Origin of the sequence: Hydrogenophaga aromaticivorans (assembly GCF_013387465.1) — a bacterium.
Lineage (GTDB): Bacteria > Pseudomonadota > Gammaproteobacteria > Burkholderiales > Burkholderiaceae_C > Hydrogenophaga > Hydrogenophaga aromaticivorans.
The window spans coordinates 98,989-115,160 of sequence record NZ_VYGV01000015.1 but is presented as its reverse complement, the minus strand read 5'-3'; the positions used below and the strand labels follow the sequence as shown (position 1 = coordinate 115,160).

15 protein-coding genes are annotated in these 16,172 nt (G+C 66.0%); 12 read left to right on the top strand and 3 right to left on the bottom strand.

The genetic code is table 11. The annotated features are described in order from the left end of the window. The first annotated feature begins 187 nt into the window (after window positions 1–187). The 10 genes from F3K02_RS15860 to F3K02_RS15815 all read left to right on the top strand — a co-directional run bounded on the left by F3K02_RS15860 (window position 188) and on the right by F3K02_RS15815 (window position 12,821). Window positions 188–1,000: a gamma-glutamyl-gamma-aminobutyrate hydrolase family protein gene (locus F3K02_RS15860; protein WP_177136601.1), complete on the top strand. Its 813-nt coding sequence runs from the start codon at window positions 188–190 to the stop codon at window positions 998–1,000. A gap of 54 nt (window positions 1,001–1,054) precedes the next feature. Beyond that, entirely contained in the window at window positions 1,055–2,425 is a 1,371-nt protein-coding gene (locus tag F3K02_RS15855) for a glutamine synthetase family protein (RefSeq protein ID WP_177136600.1), read from the top strand. 21 nt (window positions 2,426–2,446) lie between these two features. After that, window positions 2,447–3,886, top strand: coding sequence for an aspartate aminotransferase family protein (locus F3K02_RS15850; protein WP_177136599.1), 1,440 nt, complete (start codon window positions 2,447–2,449; stop codon window positions 3,884–3,886). A gap of 198 nt (window positions 3,887–4,084) precedes the next feature. Continuing rightward, on the top strand, window positions 4,085–5,263 hold the full coding sequence (locus F3K02_RS15845) for an extracellular solute-binding protein (protein ID WP_177136598.1): 1,179 nt from the start codon (window positions 4,085–4,087) through the stop codon (window positions 5,261–5,263). A gap of 117 nt (window positions 5,264–5,380) precedes the next feature. Beyond that, window positions 5,381–6,484, top strand: coding sequence for an ABC transporter ATP-binding protein (locus F3K02_RS15840; protein WP_177136597.1), 1,104 nt, complete (start codon window positions 5,381–5,383; stop codon window positions 6,482–6,484). 20 nt (window positions 6,485–6,504) lie between these two features. Then, window positions 6,505–7,407 (top strand): ABC transporter permease, encoded by a 903-nt coding sequence (locus F3K02_RS15835; RefSeq protein WP_177136596.1) that lies wholly within the window; start codon window positions 6,505–6,507, stop codon window positions 7,405–7,407. 122 nt (window positions 7,408–7,529) lie between these two features. Further along, the gene (locus tag F3K02_RS15830) at window positions 7,530–8,393 is read left to right on the top strand and encodes an ABC transporter permease (protein WP_177136595.1); all 864 of its coding nucleotides are present in this window, start codon (window positions 7,530–7,532) and stop codon (window positions 8,391–8,393) included. Window positions 8,394–8,559: 166 nt separating this feature from the next. After that, window positions 8,560–10,041 carry an aldehyde dehydrogenase gene (locus tag F3K02_RS15825; protein ID WP_177136594.1) on the top strand — a complete coding sequence of 494 codons (1,482 nt, stop codon included), beginning with the start codon at window positions 8,560–8,562 and terminating at the stop codon, window positions 10,039–10,041. Window positions 10,042–10,170: 129 nt separating this feature from the next. Beyond that, on the top strand, window positions 10,171–11,478 hold the full coding sequence (gene gabT / locus F3K02_RS15820; protein ID WP_177136593.1) for a 4-aminobutyrate--2-oxoglutarate transaminase: 1,308 nt from the start codon (window positions 10,171–10,173) through the stop codon (window positions 11,476–11,478). Further along, window positions 11,475–12,821, top strand: a complete 1,347-nt coding sequence (locus F3K02_RS15815; protein WP_246309525.1) for a type III glutamate--ammonia ligase — start codon at window positions 11,475–11,477, stop codon at window positions 12,819–12,821. The genes gabT and F3K02_RS15815 overlap by 4 nt, the downstream gene beginning before the upstream one ends. Here the strand turns inward: F3K02_RS15815 and F3K02_RS15810 are convergent, their stop codons facing one another. The 3 genes from F3K02_RS15810 to F3K02_RS15800 form a co-directional block, all read right to left on the bottom strand. Further along, window positions 12,822–13,595 carry a class II aldolase/adducin family protein gene (locus tag F3K02_RS15810; protein ID WP_177136592.1) on the bottom strand — a complete coding sequence of 258 codons (774 nt, stop codon included), beginning with the start codon at window positions 13,593–13,595 and terminating at the stop codon, window positions 12,822–12,824. Window positions 13,596–13,815: 220 nt separating this feature from the next. Further along, window positions 13,816–14,001 carry a YgaP family membrane protein gene (locus tag F3K02_RS15805; RefSeq protein ID WP_177136591.1) on the bottom strand — a complete coding sequence of 62 codons (186 nt, stop codon included), beginning with the start codon at window positions 13,999–14,001 and terminating at the stop codon, window positions 13,816–13,818. A 145-nt stretch (window positions 14,002–14,146) separates the two neighbouring features. Continuing rightward, window positions 14,147–14,800 carry a Crp/Fnr family transcriptional regulator gene (locus F3K02_RS15800; protein ID WP_177136590.1) on the bottom strand — a complete coding sequence of 218 codons (654 nt, stop codon included), beginning with the start codon at window positions 14,798–14,800 and terminating at the stop codon, window positions 14,147–14,149. A 132-nt stretch (window positions 14,801–14,932) separates the two neighbouring features. Here F3K02_RS15800 and F3K02_RS15795 point away from each other — a divergent pair, with 132 nt between their 5' ends. Next, window positions 14,933–15,490, top strand: coding sequence for a cytochrome b (locus tag F3K02_RS15795; RefSeq protein WP_177136589.1), 558 nt, complete (start codon window positions 14,933–14,935; stop codon window positions 15,488–15,490). Between the two features lie 46 nt (window positions 15,491–15,536). Next, window positions 15,537–16,106: a YceI family protein gene (locus F3K02_RS15790; protein ID WP_177136588.1), complete on the top strand. Its 570-nt coding sequence runs from the start codon at window positions 15,537–15,539 to the stop codon at window positions 16,104–16,106. Window positions 16,107–16,172 lie beyond the last annotated feature (66 nt).

Here is a 16,172-nt window from a genome sequence, read left to right as displayed (position 1 = left end):
CGGAGTGCCTCACCCTGAAGCAGCGTGGAACCGGCTTTGCCAGGCCACCCGTGCGGACCCCCTCAAGGGGAAGCCGCGTCAGCGGCACAGGAGGGTATTCGCGAAATGGCACCATAAGGTGGCATCAACTGGCTCTGATTGTGATCCAATTTGAGCATCAGAATCAAGTGACGTATTTGGAGATTCCATGAACAAGCTGCCGCCCTGCATGGTTTGGCTGCCAGCCGACCACCGCCTCATGGGCGATCACGGGCATCTGATGCCGTTTTTGCTGCTGGGTGACAAATACGCGCGCGCCGTCAAGGTGGGAGCCCAGGCCCAGCCGGTGATGTTCCCGCTGGCCGAGACAGGCGACATCAGCGATCTGCTGGCGATGGTGGATGGCGTGATGCTGACCGGATCGCCCTCCAATGTGCACCCCTCGCATTTTGATGAAGACGTGGCCGACCCCAGCCTGCCGCTGGACCCCGCGCGCGACTTGCTGACGCTGGCGCTGGTGAAGGCCTGCGTGCACGAAGGCGTGCCGCTGCTGGGCGTGTGCCGGGGTTTCCAGGAGATCAACGTGGCGCTTGGTGGCCGGCTGCACCAGCGGGTGCACGAGGTACCCGGCCTGGCGGACCACCGCGAGCCCAAGACGGCCCCGTTTGAAGAACAGTACGCGCCCAGCCACCCGATCCGGCTGGCGCCGGGCAGTGTGTTCGAGACCTGGGCCGGTGGCGCCGAGGCGATGGTGAATTCGCTGCACGGCCAGGGCATCAGCCAGCTCGCGCCCGGGCTGGAGGCGCTGGGCCATGCACCCGATGGTCTGGTGGAGGCGTTCGGCGTCAAGGGCGCCCACACCTTCGCCTACGCCGTGCAGTTCCACCCCGAATGGCGATGCTGGGAAACGCCGTTCTACGCCGCGATCTTCGAGGCCTTCGGCAAGGCCTGCCGCCAGCGCATGAGCTTGCGCATGCAGGCCGCGGACCTGAACCGCAGCCGCGTCACCCTCGGCGCCTGAGCGTTTTTCCCGACCCGGCAGCACCGCACACAACGACAGACAAGGAATCGGCACATGACAGCCCCCAAAACCGTGATCACTTTCAACGACCTGGAGAACTGGCTCAACGAGCGCCGCGTCACCGAGGTGGAATGCCTGGTGCCCGACCTGACCGGCGTGGCGCGCGGCAAGATCCTGCCGCGTGGCAAGTTCACCGAAGACCGCGGCATGCGCCTGCCCCAGGCCATCGTGGGCATGGGGGTGACGGGCGAGTTCCCCGAGAGTGGCCCGTACTACGACGTGGTGGACCCGACCGACAAGGACATGCAGCTGCGTCCGGATCCGAGCACCGTGCGCATCGTGCCCTGGGCCACCGACCCGACCGCGCAGGTGATCCACGACTGTTTTGACCACGAAGGCAAGCTGGTGCCGTTTGCGCCGCGCAGCGTGCTGCGCCGCATCTGCGACCTCTACGCCGCCGAGGGCTGGGAGCCGGTGGTGGCGCCCGAGCTGGAGTTCTACCTGACCGCGCGCAACACCGACCCGAACACCCTGCTCAAGCCTCCGATCGGCCGCAGTGGCCGCGCCGAGACCTCGCGCCAGGCCTACAGCATCGACGCGGTGAACGAGTTCGACCCGCTGTTCGAGGAGATCTACGACTACTGCGACAAGATGGAGCTCAACGTGGACACGCTGATCCACGAGGTGGGCGCGGGGCAGATGGAGATCAACTTCTTCCACGCCCACCCGCTGGGCCTGGCCGACGAGGTGTTCTTCTTCAAGCGCACGGTGCGCGAGGCCGCGCTGCGCCACGACATGTACGCCACCTTCATGGCCAAGCCGATCGCGGGCGAGCCCGGCAGCGCCATGCACGTGCACCAGAGCATCCTGGACAAGGCCACCGGCCAGAACATCTTCAGCAACGAAGACGGCACGGCGTCCGATGCGTTCCACCACTACATCGGCGGCCTGCAGCGCTACATCCCGGCCGCCATGGTGCTGGTGGCGCCCTACGTGAACAGCTACCGCCGCCTCTCGCGCCACACGGCCGCGCCGATCAACATCGAGTGGGGCCACGACAACCGCACCGTGGGCATCCGCTCGCCGATCTCCAGCCCGGCCGCGCGACGGGTGGAAAACCGCGTCATCGGCGCCGACGCCAACCCGTACGTGGCCATGGCGATGACGCTGGCCTGCGGCTACCTGGGCATGAAGAACAAGATCAAGCCCAAGCCCGAGATGAAGGGCGACGCCTACCTGGCGCCGTACTCGCTGCCGCGCTCGCTGGGCGAAGCGCTGGACTGGCTGCGCCGCGAACCCGACCTGCACGAGGTGCTGGGCAAGGAGTTCATCACCATCTACACCGAGATCAAGGAACTGGAGTTCGACGAGTTCATGAAAGTCATATCTCCGTGGGAACGTGAGCACCTCTTGCTTCACGTCTGATCAAGCATCCAAGGACCGACCATGAACCCCTCAACCCTCATCGCCCCGCCCGCCCTGGTTCGCCGCGCCGAGCAGCAGGACACCCAGGCCATCCAGGCGCTGGACAGCGCGCACTTCATCCACCCCTTCACCGACCACGCGGGGCTGGCCTCGCGCGGCGCGCGGGTGATCACGCGGGCCGACAACATCTATGTGTGGGACTCCGAAGGCGCCAAGATCCTGGACGCGATGAGCGGCCTGTGGTGCGTGAACGCGGGTTACGGCCGCAAGGAGCTGGCCGACGCGGCCTACCAGCAGATGATGACGCTGCCGTTCTACAACAGCTTCTTCAACACCACCAACGTGCCGGCGGTGCAGCTGGCGACCAAGCTCGCCTCGCTGGCGCCCAAGGTCGGTGGGCGCAGCTTTGAACATGTCTTTTTCAGCAGCAGCGGCAGCGAAAGCAACGACACCAACGTGCGCATGGTGCGCCGTTACTGGGACCTGCTCGGTCAGCCGCAGCGCAAGGTGATCATCAGCCGCAACAACGCGTACCACGGCAGCACCATGGCGGGCGCCTCGCTGGGTGGCATGAGCGGCATGCACGCGCAGGGCGACCTGCCGATCCCGAACATCACCCACATCGAGCAGCCGCACCACTGGGAAAACGCATTGCCCGGCGAGAGCAAGGCCGACTTCGGCCTGCGCGCGGCGCGCTGGCTGGAAGCGAAGATTCTGGAAGTGGGCGCCGACAAGGTGGCCGCCTTCATCGCCGAGCCGGTGCAGGGCGCGGGCGGCGTGATCATCCCGCCTGAGACCTACTGGCCCGAGATCCAGCGCATCGTCGACCAGTACGGCATCCTGCTGATTTCCGACGAGGTGATCTGCGCCTTCGGCCGTCTGGGCCACTGGTTCGCTTATGAAAAGTTCGGCTACCGGCCCGACCTCGTGACCTTCGCCAAAGGCGTGACGAGTGGCTACATCCCGCTGGGCGGCGTGATGGTGGGCGACCGCGTGGCCAAGGTGCTGATCGAGCAGGGCGGTGAGTTCAACCACGGCTACACCTACAGCGGCCACCCGGTGGCCTGCGCGGTGGCGCTGGCCAACCTGGAGCTGATGGAGCGCGAGAACCTGGTGGGCCGGGTGAAGGACGACGTCGGTCCCTACCTGGCCGAGCGCTTTGCCGAACTCAACGCGCATCCGCTGGTGGGCGACGCCGAGACCTGCGGCTTCGTGGCCGGTCTGGTGCTGGTGAAAAACAAGACGACCCGGCAGATGTTCGACGCGGACCTCGGCGTGGGCATGATCTGCCGCGGCCACTGTTTCAAAAACGGGTTGATCATGCGCGCCGTGGGCGATCGCATGATCATCGCGCCGCCGCTGGTGATGACACGCGCCCAGATCGACGAGATGATGGCCCTGATCCGCCGCTGCCTGGACGCCACGCTGGACGACCTGCGCGCCGCCGGGCAGCTGGCCTGAACCGCCCGTGGATGGGGCCCGAAGGGCACCCGGTGTTGCCCCGCTTCGGTGACCGCTGAATCTTTGTTACAGTGTTTCCATGCCCCAAAGCGGGGATAAAGTTGGTCTGTAACTTGCATGCTCCCGGGTGTGCAAGCCAGCCGGTTCCGTTGTGTCAACCGTCGGATTTCATCCCACCTATTTGGAGTGTCCCTCACCATGAAGAAGCAAGTTCTGGCTCTGGCCATATCGGCCATTCTGCTCGCGGCCTGTGGCAAAAAAGAAGAACCGGTGGCCGCGCCCGCTGCGCCCGCTCCGGTGGCTGCTGCCCCGGCCGCGCCGGCCGCACCCGCCGGCCCGGTGTACGACGATGAAAAAGTTCTGAACATCTACAACTGGCCCGACTACGTGCCCGAGGGCATGATCGCCGCGTTCGAAAAAGAGTCCGGCATCAAGGTCAACTACGACACGTTTGAGACCAACGAAGCGCTGCACGCCAAGCTGGTGGCGGGCAACACCGGTTACGACATCGTCGTGCCCGGCACCGTGTTCGCCAAGGGCCAGATCGAAGGCGGTCTGCTGCAGCCGCTGAAGAAAGACCAGATCCCGAACCTGGCCAACATGGACCCGGCCATCATGGCCACGCTGACCAAGGCCGACCCCGAGAACAAGCACCTGGTGCCGTGGGCCTGGGGCTTCACCACCGTGGGCATCAACAAGACCAAGGTCGAGAAGGCGCTGGGTGGCATGGCCATGCCGGAAAACGCCTGGGACCTGGTGTTCAAGCCCGAGTACACGAGCAAGCTCAAGAGCTGTGGCATCGCCTACCTCGACTCGCCGACCGAGATCATCCCGGTGGCGCTGCACTACATCGGCAAGGACGCCTACTCCAACGATCCGGCCGACTACAAGGCCGCGGGCGAGATGCTGGCCAAGGTGCGCAAGGACGTGCGCCTGTTCAGTTCGACCATGATCGACGACATCGCTGGCGGCAAGGCCTGCGTGGCCATCGGCTGGTCGGGTGACGTGAACATCGCCGCCGCCCGCGCCACCGAAAACGGTTCCAAGGACGTGATCGAAGCCATGCTGCCCAGCACCGGCGCGCTGATCTTCTTTGACACCATGGCCGTGACCAAGGACGCCAAGCACCCGAACAACGCGGCGGCCTTCATCGACTTCTACCTGCGCCCCGAAAACGCGGCCCTAATGTCGAACGAGATGGGCTACCCCACCGGCAACAAGGCCGGCGTGGCCCAGGTCAAGCCCGAAATCGCCAGCAACAAGACCATCTTTGTCGAAGCCGATTACTTCGCCAAGATGATCCCGCCGAGCAGCTTCACCAACGAAGCGCGCGAAGCCATGGGCAACACCTACAACGCCTTCAAGAAAGGCAAATAAGCCGTCCGGCTTTTTCCTGAGCACCAAGGCTCCAGGGCTGTTCAACCACCAGGGATGAACAGCCCTTTTTGTTGGGCCATCCGATTTTCATCACGTTCAACACAGCGAGGTTCACCCATGGCAGAGGCTGGCACACAGGCGGGTTATCTGGTCACAGAAAAACTGGTCAAGCGCTTCGACGAGGCGGTGGCCGTGGACGAGGTGTCGCTCTCCATCGGCAAGGGTGAGATCTTTGCCCTGCTCGGCAGTTCGGGCTGCGGCAAGTCCACGCTGTTGCGCATGCTGGCCGGCTTCGAGAAACCGACCTCGGGCCGCATCATGCTGGGCGGTCAGGACGTGGCCAACATGCCGCCCTACGACCGGCCGGTGAACATGATGTTCCAGAGCTACGCGCTGTTCCCGCACCTGAACATCTGGGAAAACGTGGCCTTCGGTCTCAAGCGAGAAGGCCTGCCCAAAGCCGAGGTGCAGCAGCGTACCGACGAGATGCTGGGCCTCGTGCAGCTCACGCCCTACGCCCAGCGCAAGCCGCACCAGCTCTCGGGCGGGCAGCAGCAGCGCGTGGCGCTGGCGCGCAGTCTGGCCAAGAAACCCAAGCTGCTGTTGCTGGACGAACCGCTGGGCGCGCTGGACAAGAAGCTGCGCGAACAGACGCAGTTCGAGCTGGTCAACATCATTGAAAAAGTGGGCGTGACCGTGGTGATGGTGACGCACGACCAGGAAGAGGCCATGACCATGGCCAGCCGCATCGCCATCATGAGCAAGGGCCGCGTGCTGCAGGTGGGCACGCCCGAAGAGATCTACGAACACCCGCGCAACAAGTTCGTGGCCGACTTCATCGGCAACGTGAACCTGTTCGCCGGCAAGCTCACGGTGGACGAACCCGACCGCTGCGCCGCCACCACCGCCATCGGCGAAGTCCACGTGGGGCACGGCGTGAGCGGCACGCTGAACATGCCGGTGTCCATCGCCGTGCGGCCCGAGAAGATCGAGATCAGCAAGACCCGGCCCGAGGGCGTGGGCTTCAACCTGTTCCAGGGCAAGGTCAAGGAAATCGGATACCTGGGCTCGTACACCACCTACATCCTGCAGGCCAGTGATGGCTCCAAGGTGCGGGTCACCGAGGCCAACACCACGCGCCAGGACCTGACGGACATCACCTGGGAAGATGAGGTCTACTTTTGGTGGGACGACAACGCCGCAGTGGTGCTTCGCGACTGACCCCTTCAGGAGATCACACCATGGCCTCCAACATCCCCATGCCCGGCAAGCGCTTCGTCATCGGCGTGCCCTATGTCTGGCTGTTTGTCTTTTTCCTGCTGCCCTTCCTGATCCTGCTGTACATCAGCTTCGTGGACCAGGGCGAGAGCATCAACCCGTTCAAGCCGATCTGGGACCCGGTGACGGGCATCCTGAGCCTGAAGTACGAGAACTACTGGACCATCTTCCGCGACGCGGAAGGCGGCGAGCTGTTCAAGACGATCTACATCGAGGCCTACCTGCGCTCCATCTGGTACGCGCTGTGCACCGCGGTCCTGTGCCTGCTGATCGGTTACCCGTTCGCCTACTTCATCGCGCGCTCGGCGCCCAGCGTGCGGCCCGCGCTGCTGATGATGGTGATGCTGCCGTTCTGGACCTCGTTCCTGCTGCGCGTCTACGCCTGGAAGGGCATCCTGGCCGACCAGGGCGTCATCAACCAGCTGCTGATGGGTGTGGGCGTCATCGACGAGCCGATCCAGATGCTCTACACCAACGTGTCCATGCTGGTGGGCATGACCTATGTGTACCTGCCCTTCATGATCCTGCCGCTCTACGCCAACCTGGTGAAGATGGATTTCCGCCTGCTGGAAGCCGCCTACGACCTGGGCGCCTCGCCCTTCAAGGCGTTCTGGCTGGTGACGGTGCCGCTGTCCAAGGCCGGCATCGTGGCAGGCTTCATGCTGGTGTTCATCCCCGCCGTGGGCGAGTTCGTGATCCCATCCCTGCTGGGCGGGCCGGAGAACATCATGATCGGCCGCGTGGTCTGGGACGAGATGTTCACCAGCAACAACTGGCCACGCGCCTCGGCATTGGCGGTGGTGATGATCCTGCTGATCATCGTGCCCCTGGCCATCTACTACCACTTCACCGCCGAAGAAAAGTAACCCCCCGCGCCGCTTCGCGTCACCCCCCCAGGGGGCGATGCGAGTGGCCCGGCCAAGCCGGTTCCACCGCATCCCCGCAAAGCACCCGTCGGACCTCCCAGGCATTTGGCAAAGGATTGGCAATGAAACAGCTCCTCGAAAAACACTTCGGCAAGGCCTGGCTGGCCTTGGTCTACCTGTTCCTCTACGTGCCGCTGTTCTTCATGATCGTGTTCAGCTTCAACAGCACACGGCAGGACGCGAACTTCACCGGCTTCTCGCTGCGCTGGTACGAAGCGCTCACGCGCGACACCAAGATCGTCGAAGGCTTCTGGCTCTCGGTGAAGGTGGCCGCGGTCACGGGTGTGCTCTCGGCCATCCTCGGCACCTTCGCCGCTTTCGTGCTGGTGCGCTACCGCCGCTTCCTGGGCCGCACGGTGTTCTCCGGCATGGTGAACGCGCCGCTGGTGATGCCCGAGGTGGTGATCGGCCTGTCGCTGCTGCTGCTGATGGTGGGCGCGCAGAACGCCTTTGGCTGGCCCGAACGCGGCATGCTGACCATCATCTTCGGCCACACCCTGCTGGGCATGGCCTACGGCATGGTGGTGATCCAGAGCCGGCTGATGGAAATGAACCGCAGCATCGAAGAAGCCGCCATGGACCTCGGTGCGCGGCCGTTCCAGGTGTTCTTCCTGATCACGCTGCCCAACATCTTCCAGGGCATCCTGGCCGCCTTCCTGCTGTCGTTCACGCTCTCGTTCGACGACGTGGTGATCTCCGAATTCCTCTCCGGCCCGGGCGTGAGCACGCTGCCGCAGGTGATCTTCGGTTACGCGCGCCGCGGCATCAACCCGACCATCTACGCCGCGGCCACGCTGCTGATCGCCACGGTGACGATCGTGATCATCAGCTACTCGGTCTGGGTCGCGCGGCAGACGCGCAAGCGCGAGCGCGAGATCGCGGCGGCGACGCGGGCAGAACTGACGGCGTTGGCGACGACGAACTGATCCCGTCCCGGTCTCCGTGGCGGCCCCGGTGTCCTTGGATGCCGGGGCCGCAGGCTTTTGGGGGGCACTGGATGCTTGCGCCGTCGGGAAAGTGGATGGGACAACAAGGTCTTTTCCGGCGTAGCATGGTGCCAATGCCCACTTTCCGTTCCGCTGGATATTGCCCATGACCGACACCTCCACCCCCTTGAAGTTCGACGGCCGCGCCGTCATCAACGGCGAACGCGTGGCCGCGCGCGACGGCCAGACCTTTGACTGCATCTCCCCGGTGGACGGCCGTGTGCTCACCCAGGTGGCGCGCGGTGGCCAGGCCGACATCGACGCCGCCGTGGCCGCCGGCCGCGCCGCGTTCGAGGACCGGCGCTGGAGCGGCATGGCGCCCGCGCAGCGCAAGCGCGTGATGATCAAGTTCGCCGACCAACTGCTGGCGCACGCCGACGAGCTGGCGCTGACCGAGACGCTGGACATGGGCAAGCCGGTGAAATACGCACGCAGCGTGGACGTGAACAGCGCGGCCAACTGCATCCGCTGGTACGGCGAGGCGGTGGACAAGGTGTACGACGAGATCGCGCCCACGCCGAGCAATTCGCTGGCGCTGATCACGCGCGAGCCGGTGGGCGTGGTGGGCATCATCGTGCCCTGGAACTACCCCATGATCATGGCGGCCTGGAAGATCGCACCGGCCCTGGCCGCCGGCAACTCGGTGGTGTTGAAGCCGAGCGAGAAGAGCCCGCTGACCGCCCTGCGACTGGCCGAGCTGGCGCTGGCCGCGGGCATTCCGCCCGGCGTGTTCAACGTGGTGCCGGGTTTCGGCACCGAAGCCGGCTCGCCGCTGGCGCTGCACATGGACGTGGACTGCATCGCCTTCACCGGCAGCACGCGCGTGGGCAAGCAGATCCACGTGATGGCCGGGCAGAGCAACCTGAAGCGCGCCTGGACCGAGCTCGGTGGCAAGTCGCCCAACATCGTGTTCGCCGACTGCCCCGATCTGGACCGCGCGGTCGAGGCCGCCGTGGGCAGCATCTTCTTCAACCAGGGCGAGAGCTGCAACGCGCCTTCGCGCCTGTTCGTGGAAGCGTCCATCAAGGACGCCTTCCTGGAAAAGGCTTTGAAGCTGGTGCCGCAGTACCAGCCGGGCAACCCGCTGGACAAGGGCACGGTGATGGGCGCCATCGTTGACCAGGTGCAGCTCGACAACGTGATGCGCTACATCGGCCTCGGGCAGAGCGAGGGCGCTAATTTGATCGCGGGTGGCTCGCTGGCGTCGCCGGTGGCGGGCGGTTGTTATGTGCAGCCGACCATCTTCGACGGCGTGACGCCGCAGATGACGATCGCGCGTGAAGAGATCTTCGGACCGGTGCTCGCGGTGCAGAGCTTCACCGACGCGGCCGATGTGGTGAAGCAGGCCAACAACAGCGTGTACGGCCTGCAGGCCGGCGTGTGGACGCGCGACATCAACAAGGCGCACGGCGTGGCCCGTGCGCTGCGCGCCGGCACGGTGCACGTGAACCAGTACGACGAAGACGACATCACCGTGCCGTTCGGCGGCTTCAAGCAGAGCGGCGTCGGGCGCGACAAGTCGCTGCACGCGTTCGACAAGTACACGGAAACCAAGACGACCTGGATTCGGATTGACAGTCCTGTGTAACCCCCCTGCGCCGCTGAAGCGGCTTCCCCCCAGAGGGGGGACGGCACTGGCGGCCCGGCAAAGCCGGTTCCGCGGTGCCCTTGGATCAGACACCTCGCACCGCTGTGTGCGCTTTTGAAGGAGACCCCCATGAACGCACCGCAGAAACCTGAAAACCTGAACGCGCCCCACACCAACGCCGCCTGGCACCAGCGCCGGCTGGACGCCACGCCACGCGGTGTGGGTGTGATGGGCGACTTCTTCATCGACCGCGCGAAGAACGCCGAGTTCTGGGACATCGAAGGTCGTCGCTTCATCGACTTCGCGGGCGGCATCGCGGTGCTGAACACCGGCCACGTGCACCCCAAGGTGCAGGCGGCGATCGCGGCGCAGCTGCAGCGGTTCACGCACAGCTGTTACCAGGTCGTGCCCTACGCCGAATACGTGGCGCTGGCCGAGCGCATCAACGCCATCGTGCCGATCGAAGGCAAGGTCAAGACCGCGTTCTTTTCCACCGGCGCGGAGGCGATCGAGAACGCGGTGAAGATCGCGCGCTCGTCCACCGGGCGCAGTGGCGTGATCGCGTTTGGCGGTGCGTTCCACGGCCGCAGCATGTTCTCGGTCGCGCTCACCGGCAAGGTCCAGCCCTACAAGGCCGGCTTCGGCCCGTTCCCGCCCGAGATCTACCACGTGCCTTTCCCTTGTCACTGCAGCTCGCTGGCCGACACGCAGAAAGCGATGGAGCAGGTGTTCAAGTGCGACATCGAACCCAGCCGCGTGGCGGCCATCGTGTTCGAGCCGGTGCAGGGCGAGGGCGGCTTCAACCCCATCCAGCCCGCGGCCGTGAAGTGGCTGCGCGCGCTGTGTGACCAGCACGGCATCCTGCTGATCGCCGACGAGGTGCAAACCGGTTTTGCGCGCACCGGCAAGATGTTCGCGATGGAGCACTACGGCGTGTCGCCCGACCTGATGACCATGGCGAAAAGCATGGCCGGCGGCACCACACTGTCGGCCGTGAGCGGCAAGGCCGCGATCATGGACGGCCCGGCACCGGGCGGACTGGGCGGCACCTACGCCGGCAACCCGCTGGCGATCGCGGCCTCGCACGCGGTGCTGGACGTGATGGCCGAAGAGAAGCTGCCCGAGCGGGCGCAGCTGCTGGGTGAGCGGCTGGTGGCGCACCTGAACGGCGCGAAGGCAAGGTACCCGCGCATCGGCGACGTGCGCGGGCTGGGTGCCATGGTGGCCTGCGAGTTCATCGATCCCGCCACCGGCGCGCCCGATGCGGACACCACGAAGAAGGTGCAGACCGCCGCCTTGAAGCGCGGCCTGCTGCTGCTGACCTGCGGCGTGTACGGCAACGTGATCCGCTACCTGTTCCCGCTGACCATAGAAGACAGCGTGTTCGCCGAAGCGCTGGGCGTGCTCGACGCGGCGATGGCCGAGGTGCTGGCTTGAGCGGGGGTGACGACCACTCGCTGACCGAGCGCATGGGCGCCTTGCGCGCGCAGGGCATCCACTCCATCCTCACCACCTTCACCGACCTGCACGGCGTGCCGAAAGGCAAGCTGGTGCCGCTCGAAGCGCTGCCCGACGCGGTGGCCACCGGCGCGGGCTTCGCCGGCCCCAGCATCTGGGGCACGGGCCTGCCGCGCATGGGTGCGCGGGGCGAATATTTCGGGCGCGTGGTGCCCGAGTCGCTGCGGCCGTTGCCGTTCATGCCCGGCGTCGCGCACGCGGTGTGCGATGGCTTCGCCGGTGGTGAGCCGCTGGACACCTGCTCGCGGCAATTGCTGAAGCACCAGTTGAATCGATTGCGCGAACGCGGCTGGACGTTTCATGTGGGTATCGAGCCCGAGTTCTTCCTGATGAAGCAGGACCCGCAGGGCCGCTGGGGTGTGGCCGATGCGCAAGACCAGCTGGACAAACCGTCCTACGACCTGAAGGCGATCCACCGCAACTTCGGCTTCCTCGACGACATGCGCCGCCACCTCTCGGCGCTGGGTTTCGAGCTGCAGCAGATGGACCACGAAGACGCCATCGGCCAGTACGAGATCAACTACCGGCACGACGAGGCCCTGGCCGCGGCCGACCGCTACCAGCTGTTCAAGCTCACCGCGCATGCGGTGGCTCAGCAGCACGGCGCCACCTTCAGCTGCATGCCCAAGCCGCTGGCGGGCGCGCCGGGCAGCGGCCTGCATTTCCACGTCAGCCTCACGGACGCGCAGGGCAGGCCCGTGATGGCCGACCCGGCCGGCGCGCTCGGCCTGAGCACGGCGGGCCACCAGTTCGCCGCCGGCCTGATCCACCACGCCGACGCGCTGGCCGCGCTCTGCGCGCCCACGGTCAACAGCTACAAGCGCCTGGCCAGCAGCGCCAGCGCCTCGGGCACGACCTGGTCGCCGGTGTGGAAGACTGTGGGCGACAACAACCGCACCTGCCTCGTGCGCACCGTGGCCGGGCGCATCGAGTGGCGCCTGCCCGACCCGTCGTGCAACGTGTACGCAGCCCTCGCGGCCACGTTGGCCGCCGGGCTGGACGGCATCGACCGCGAACTGCCCGCGCCCGACGCCTGCGACGAAGACCTCTACCAGCGACAGGCCAGCGGCCAGCCCATGCCGCCGCACCTGCCACGCGACCTGCACGATGCCCTGGCGGCGCTGCGCAGCGACGCGATCCTGTGCGACGACATTGGCACGGCCTTCTGCGAGCAGTTCCTGAAGCTCAAGCAGGCCGAGTGGGATGCCTACGCGCAGCAGGTGAGCGATTGGGAGCTGAAGAGCTACGCCGACGGATTCTGATCAGGTCCGGTAGCCCGGGTCCAGCCGCTCGACCTTGCGCAGCAGCGCCGGCCAGGCGAGCTGTGCGCCCTGGCCGGCGGTCGCGATCTTCATCACCTCCGCCATACCCGCGAGGATGCGCGGGTCCACCTGCGTGAGCTCACCGCCACCGGCCAGCGCATCGATCTGGATGCGGCAGGTGTTCTCGAAGGTGTACATCGACAGGAAGGCGTCGGCGATGCTGCTGCCCACGGTGAGCAGGCCGTGGTTGCGCAGCATGAGGAAGTTCGCCCGACCCAGGTCGGCCTGCAGCCGCGGCTTCTCGTCCGGCCGGAAGGCCACGCCTTCGTACTCGTGGTACGCCAGCGAGGCCAGCACGAAGGTGCTTTGCTGGCTGATGGGCAGGATGCCGGCCTTCTGCGCGCTCACGCCCACGCCGGCGCGCGTGTGGGTGTGCAGCACGCACTGCACGTCGGGCCGCGCCTCGTGCACCGCGCTGTGGATCACGAAGCCCGCGGGGTTGACCGGGAAGGGCGAGTCGATCAGCTTGTTGCAGGCCATGTCGACCTTGACCAGGCTGCTCGCGGTGATCTCGTCGAACATCAGGCCGTAGGGGTTGATGAGGAACTGGTGTTCACCGCCGGTGACGCTGTCGGGCAGCTTGGCGCTGATGTGGGTGAAGACCAGATCGCTCCAGCCGTAAGCGGCTACCAGCCGGTAGCAGGCCGCGAGGTCGCAGCGCAGCGCCCACTCTTCGGCGCTGACGGAGTCTTTGAGCGAGGGGATATTCAGCATGCCGTGTCTCCTGCGCCGCGTCAGGATGCGCGGCTGTGGGCGACATGGTCGCGCGGAGATGGCAGGCGGGCTGTCGCAGGTCGGACAAGCCGGAGAGGCAGAAGGGGACAAGCGACCTCTCCGGAGCGCGTGCCTCAACACAGATCACGGCGGAACCGGCTTTGCCGGGCCGCTCGTGATGCCCCCTCGGGGGGGTGACGCCGCAGGCGGCGCGGGGGGGTTACCTTTTACAAGTGTTGAAGCCCAGCAGCGCGTAGGGCGGGCACCAGCCCATCAGGCCGGTCAGCAGCGGCACCACGCCGATGTAGCCCCAGACGCCGATGCTGCCCATGGCGGCGGCGGCGATGAGGGCGACGCCCACGAGGATGCGAAGGATGCGGTCGATGCCGCCGACGTTCTTGGTCATGTGAATACTCCTGTTAACGGTGGTTGAGCCGCTGCCATGAACCCTGCGGGGTTCGCCCGGTGGCGGAACGTGGAGCGTATTGAATCGAAACGTCGGGGCGGGGTATGTGACCTGTGTCACAAAGCGCAAGCGGCGCCGCGGCGGCTCACTTCGTCGACATGGCCGCGATGGCGCGCAGGGCGGCGCTGTCGCGGATGGTGATGCACTCGCGCGAGAGTTCGACCAGTCCGTCGCGCTCGAAGCGGTGCAGCAGGCGCGTGATGATTTCACGCACTGTGCCCAGTTCGTCGGCGAGCGCCTGGTGGGTGGCGCGCACCTGCTGACCGTGGCCGAGCAGGGTGCTGGCGAGCCGGCTGTCGAGGCGCTGGAACGCGATGGCCTCGATCAGGGCGGTGAGGTCGGCCATGCGCGAGGCGAACAGGCCGAGCACAAAAGAGCGGAAGTCGTTGTCGGTCAGGGCGAGCTGGAAGTCGGGCGGCGAAAGCAGGGTGAGCGTGGTTTCGCAGGTGGTCACGCCATGCGCCGTGAGCGGCTGACCGGCAAACAGGCCGGCGGACGAGACCAGGCACATTTCGCCCGGCAGCACGCGGTAGAGTTCCAGCTCCCGGCCGTTGGCGGCGCTGCGTGAGACACGCACCTCGCCACTGAGCACCATGGGGAAGCCCTGGCAGGTTTCGAGTTCCCGGAACAGGGCTGTGCCCGCCGGCACCTGCATCGTCTTCAGACGCGGCAACAGCGCCTTGAGCGAGCCCATGGCGGGGTAGAGCGTCAGCAGGGTCTGGGCATCGGTGTCGGGCATGGGCGCATTGTAGGAGCGGCACTGCCGCCGGTGCGGGATTCGAATTGGCCGGCAGAGTTCATTCAAATATTTTGAAGTCAAGCTTCAAGCCGTTTGACACTGGGCACTGCGCCGGCTGCCTAAACTCCCGGCATGTCCGAACCGACCGTCACCCGTTACCACCCCGTGGCCGTGGCCCTGCACTGGCTGCTGGGCCTGGCCCTGATCGGCAACTTTGCCCTGGGTCTGTACATGGCCGACCTGCCGTTTTCGCCCGCCCGCCTGCAGTACTACAGCTGGCACAAGTGGGCGGGTGTGCTGGTGCTCACATTCTCCCTGTTCCGCCTGCTGACCCGTTGGCTGGCCCGTCCGCCGGCCTTGCCGGTGGCCGTCGAGGCGGCGATGCCAGCCTGGCAGCGACTGGCCCACCACGCCACGCACGCCGGTCTGTATGCGCTGTTTTTCGCGGTGCCCTTGCTGGGTTGGACCTACAGCTCGGCCGCCGGCTTTCCGCTCGTGCTGTTTGGCGTGCTGCCACTGCCGGACTTTGTGCCGGTGAGCGAAGGCCTGGCCGAGGTGCTCAAGCCGCTGCACAAGTTCTCGGCCCTGGCCATGGCCGCGCTGGTGTTGCTGCACGTGGCTGGCGCACTGAAACACCATTTTGTGGACCGCGACGGCCTGCTGCGCCGCATGGCCCTGGCCGGCCGCTGAGCGCGCTGGTCTCCCCACCCTTGTTCCCGTTCCGAAAGCCGCCGACATGACTTCCCGCCTGAAACCCGTTGTTCTCGCCCTGGCCCTGACCAGCCTGTTGCCCCTAGCCGCCCAGGCCCAGCAGGCACTGGTGCCTGCTCAAAGCGAGATCCAGTTTGTGAGCCGCCAGATGGGCGTGCCGGTGCAGGGCAAGTTCAAGAGCTTCAGTGCCCAGGTGGCGTTCGACCCGGCCAAGCTGGCCGCCAGCAAGATCGCCTTCACGGTCGACACCGGCAGCGCCGACATCAGCCGCGAAGCCAATGCCGAACTGCCCAAGTCCGAGTGGTTCAACGTGGCGCAGTTTCCCAAGGCCACGTTCCAGTCCAGCAGCGTCAGGCGCCTGGACGGCAACAGGTTCGAGGTGGCGGGCAAGCTCAGCATCAAGGGCCTGAGCAGCGACGTGGTCGTGCCCGTGACGCTGGCCCAGAGTGGCGCCACCACCACCGCCACCGGCAGCTTTCCGATCAAGCGCCTGGCCTTCCGCATTGGCGAGAAGGAGTGGGCCGACACCTCGATGGTGGCCGACGAGGTGCAGGTCAAGTTCAAGCTGGCGCTCACGGGCGTGGGCAAGCTCTGACCGTCGGTTTTGATTTTCCCCTGTTCGCTGTTCTTCGATATCTTTGTTTTTTAACTGGAGTTCCAC

What these genes read in the sequence shown, in the direction of transcription:
- F3K02_RS15860 (WP_177136601.1), top strand. Translation starts at nt 188, where the DNA reads ATGAACAAGCTGCCGCCCTGCATGGTTTGGCTGCCAGCCGACCACCGC.
- F3K02_RS15855 (WP_177136600.1), top strand. Translation starts at nt 1,055, where the DNA reads ATGACAGCCCCCAAAACCGTGATCACTTTCAACGACCTGGAGAACTGG.
- F3K02_RS15850 (WP_177136599.1), top strand. Translation starts at nt 2,447, where the DNA reads ATGAACCCCTCAACCCTCATCGCCCCGCCCGCCCTGGTTCGCCGCGCC.
- F3K02_RS15845 (WP_177136598.1), top strand. Translation starts at nt 4,085, where the DNA reads ATGAAGAAGCAAGTTCTGGCTCTGGCCATATCGGCCATTCTGCTCGCG.
- F3K02_RS15840 (WP_177136597.1), top strand. Translation starts at nt 5,381, where the DNA reads ATGGCAGAGGCTGGCACACAGGCGGGTTATCTGGTCACAGAAAAACTG.
- F3K02_RS15835 (WP_177136596.1), top strand. Translation starts at nt 6,505, where the DNA reads ATGGCCTCCAACATCCCCATGCCCGGCAAGCGCTTCGTCATCGGCGTG.
- F3K02_RS15830 (WP_177136595.1), top strand. Translation starts at nt 7,530, where the DNA reads ATGAAACAGCTCCTCGAAAAACACTTCGGCAAGGCCTGGCTGGCCTTG.
- F3K02_RS15825 (WP_177136594.1), top strand. Translation starts at nt 8,560, where the DNA reads ATGACCGACACCTCCACCCCCTTGAAGTTCGACGGCCGCGCCGTCATC.
- gabT (WP_177136593.1), top strand. Translation starts at nt 10,171, where the DNA reads ATGAACGCACCGCAGAAACCTGAAAACCTGAACGCGCCCCACACCAAC.
- F3K02_RS15810 (WP_177136592.1), bottom strand. Translation starts at nt 13,595, where the DNA reads ATGCTGAATATCCCCTCGCTCAAAGACTCCGTCAGCGCCGAAGAGTGG.
- F3K02_RS15805 (WP_177136591.1), bottom strand. Translation starts at nt 14,001, where the DNA reads ATGACCAAGAACGTCGGCGGCATCGACCGCATCCTTCGCATCCTCGTG.
- F3K02_RS15800 (WP_177136590.1), bottom strand. Translation starts at nt 14,800, where the DNA reads ATGCCCGACACCGATGCCCAGACCCTGCTGACGCTCTACCCCGCCATG.
- F3K02_RS15795 (WP_177136589.1), top strand. Translation starts at nt 14,933, where the DNA reads ATGTCCGAACCGACCGTCACCCGTTACCACCCCGTGGCCGTGGCCCTG.
- F3K02_RS15790 (WP_177136588.1), top strand. Translation starts at nt 15,537, where the DNA reads ATGACTTCCCGCCTGAAACCCGTTGTTCTCGCCCTGGCCCTGACCAGC.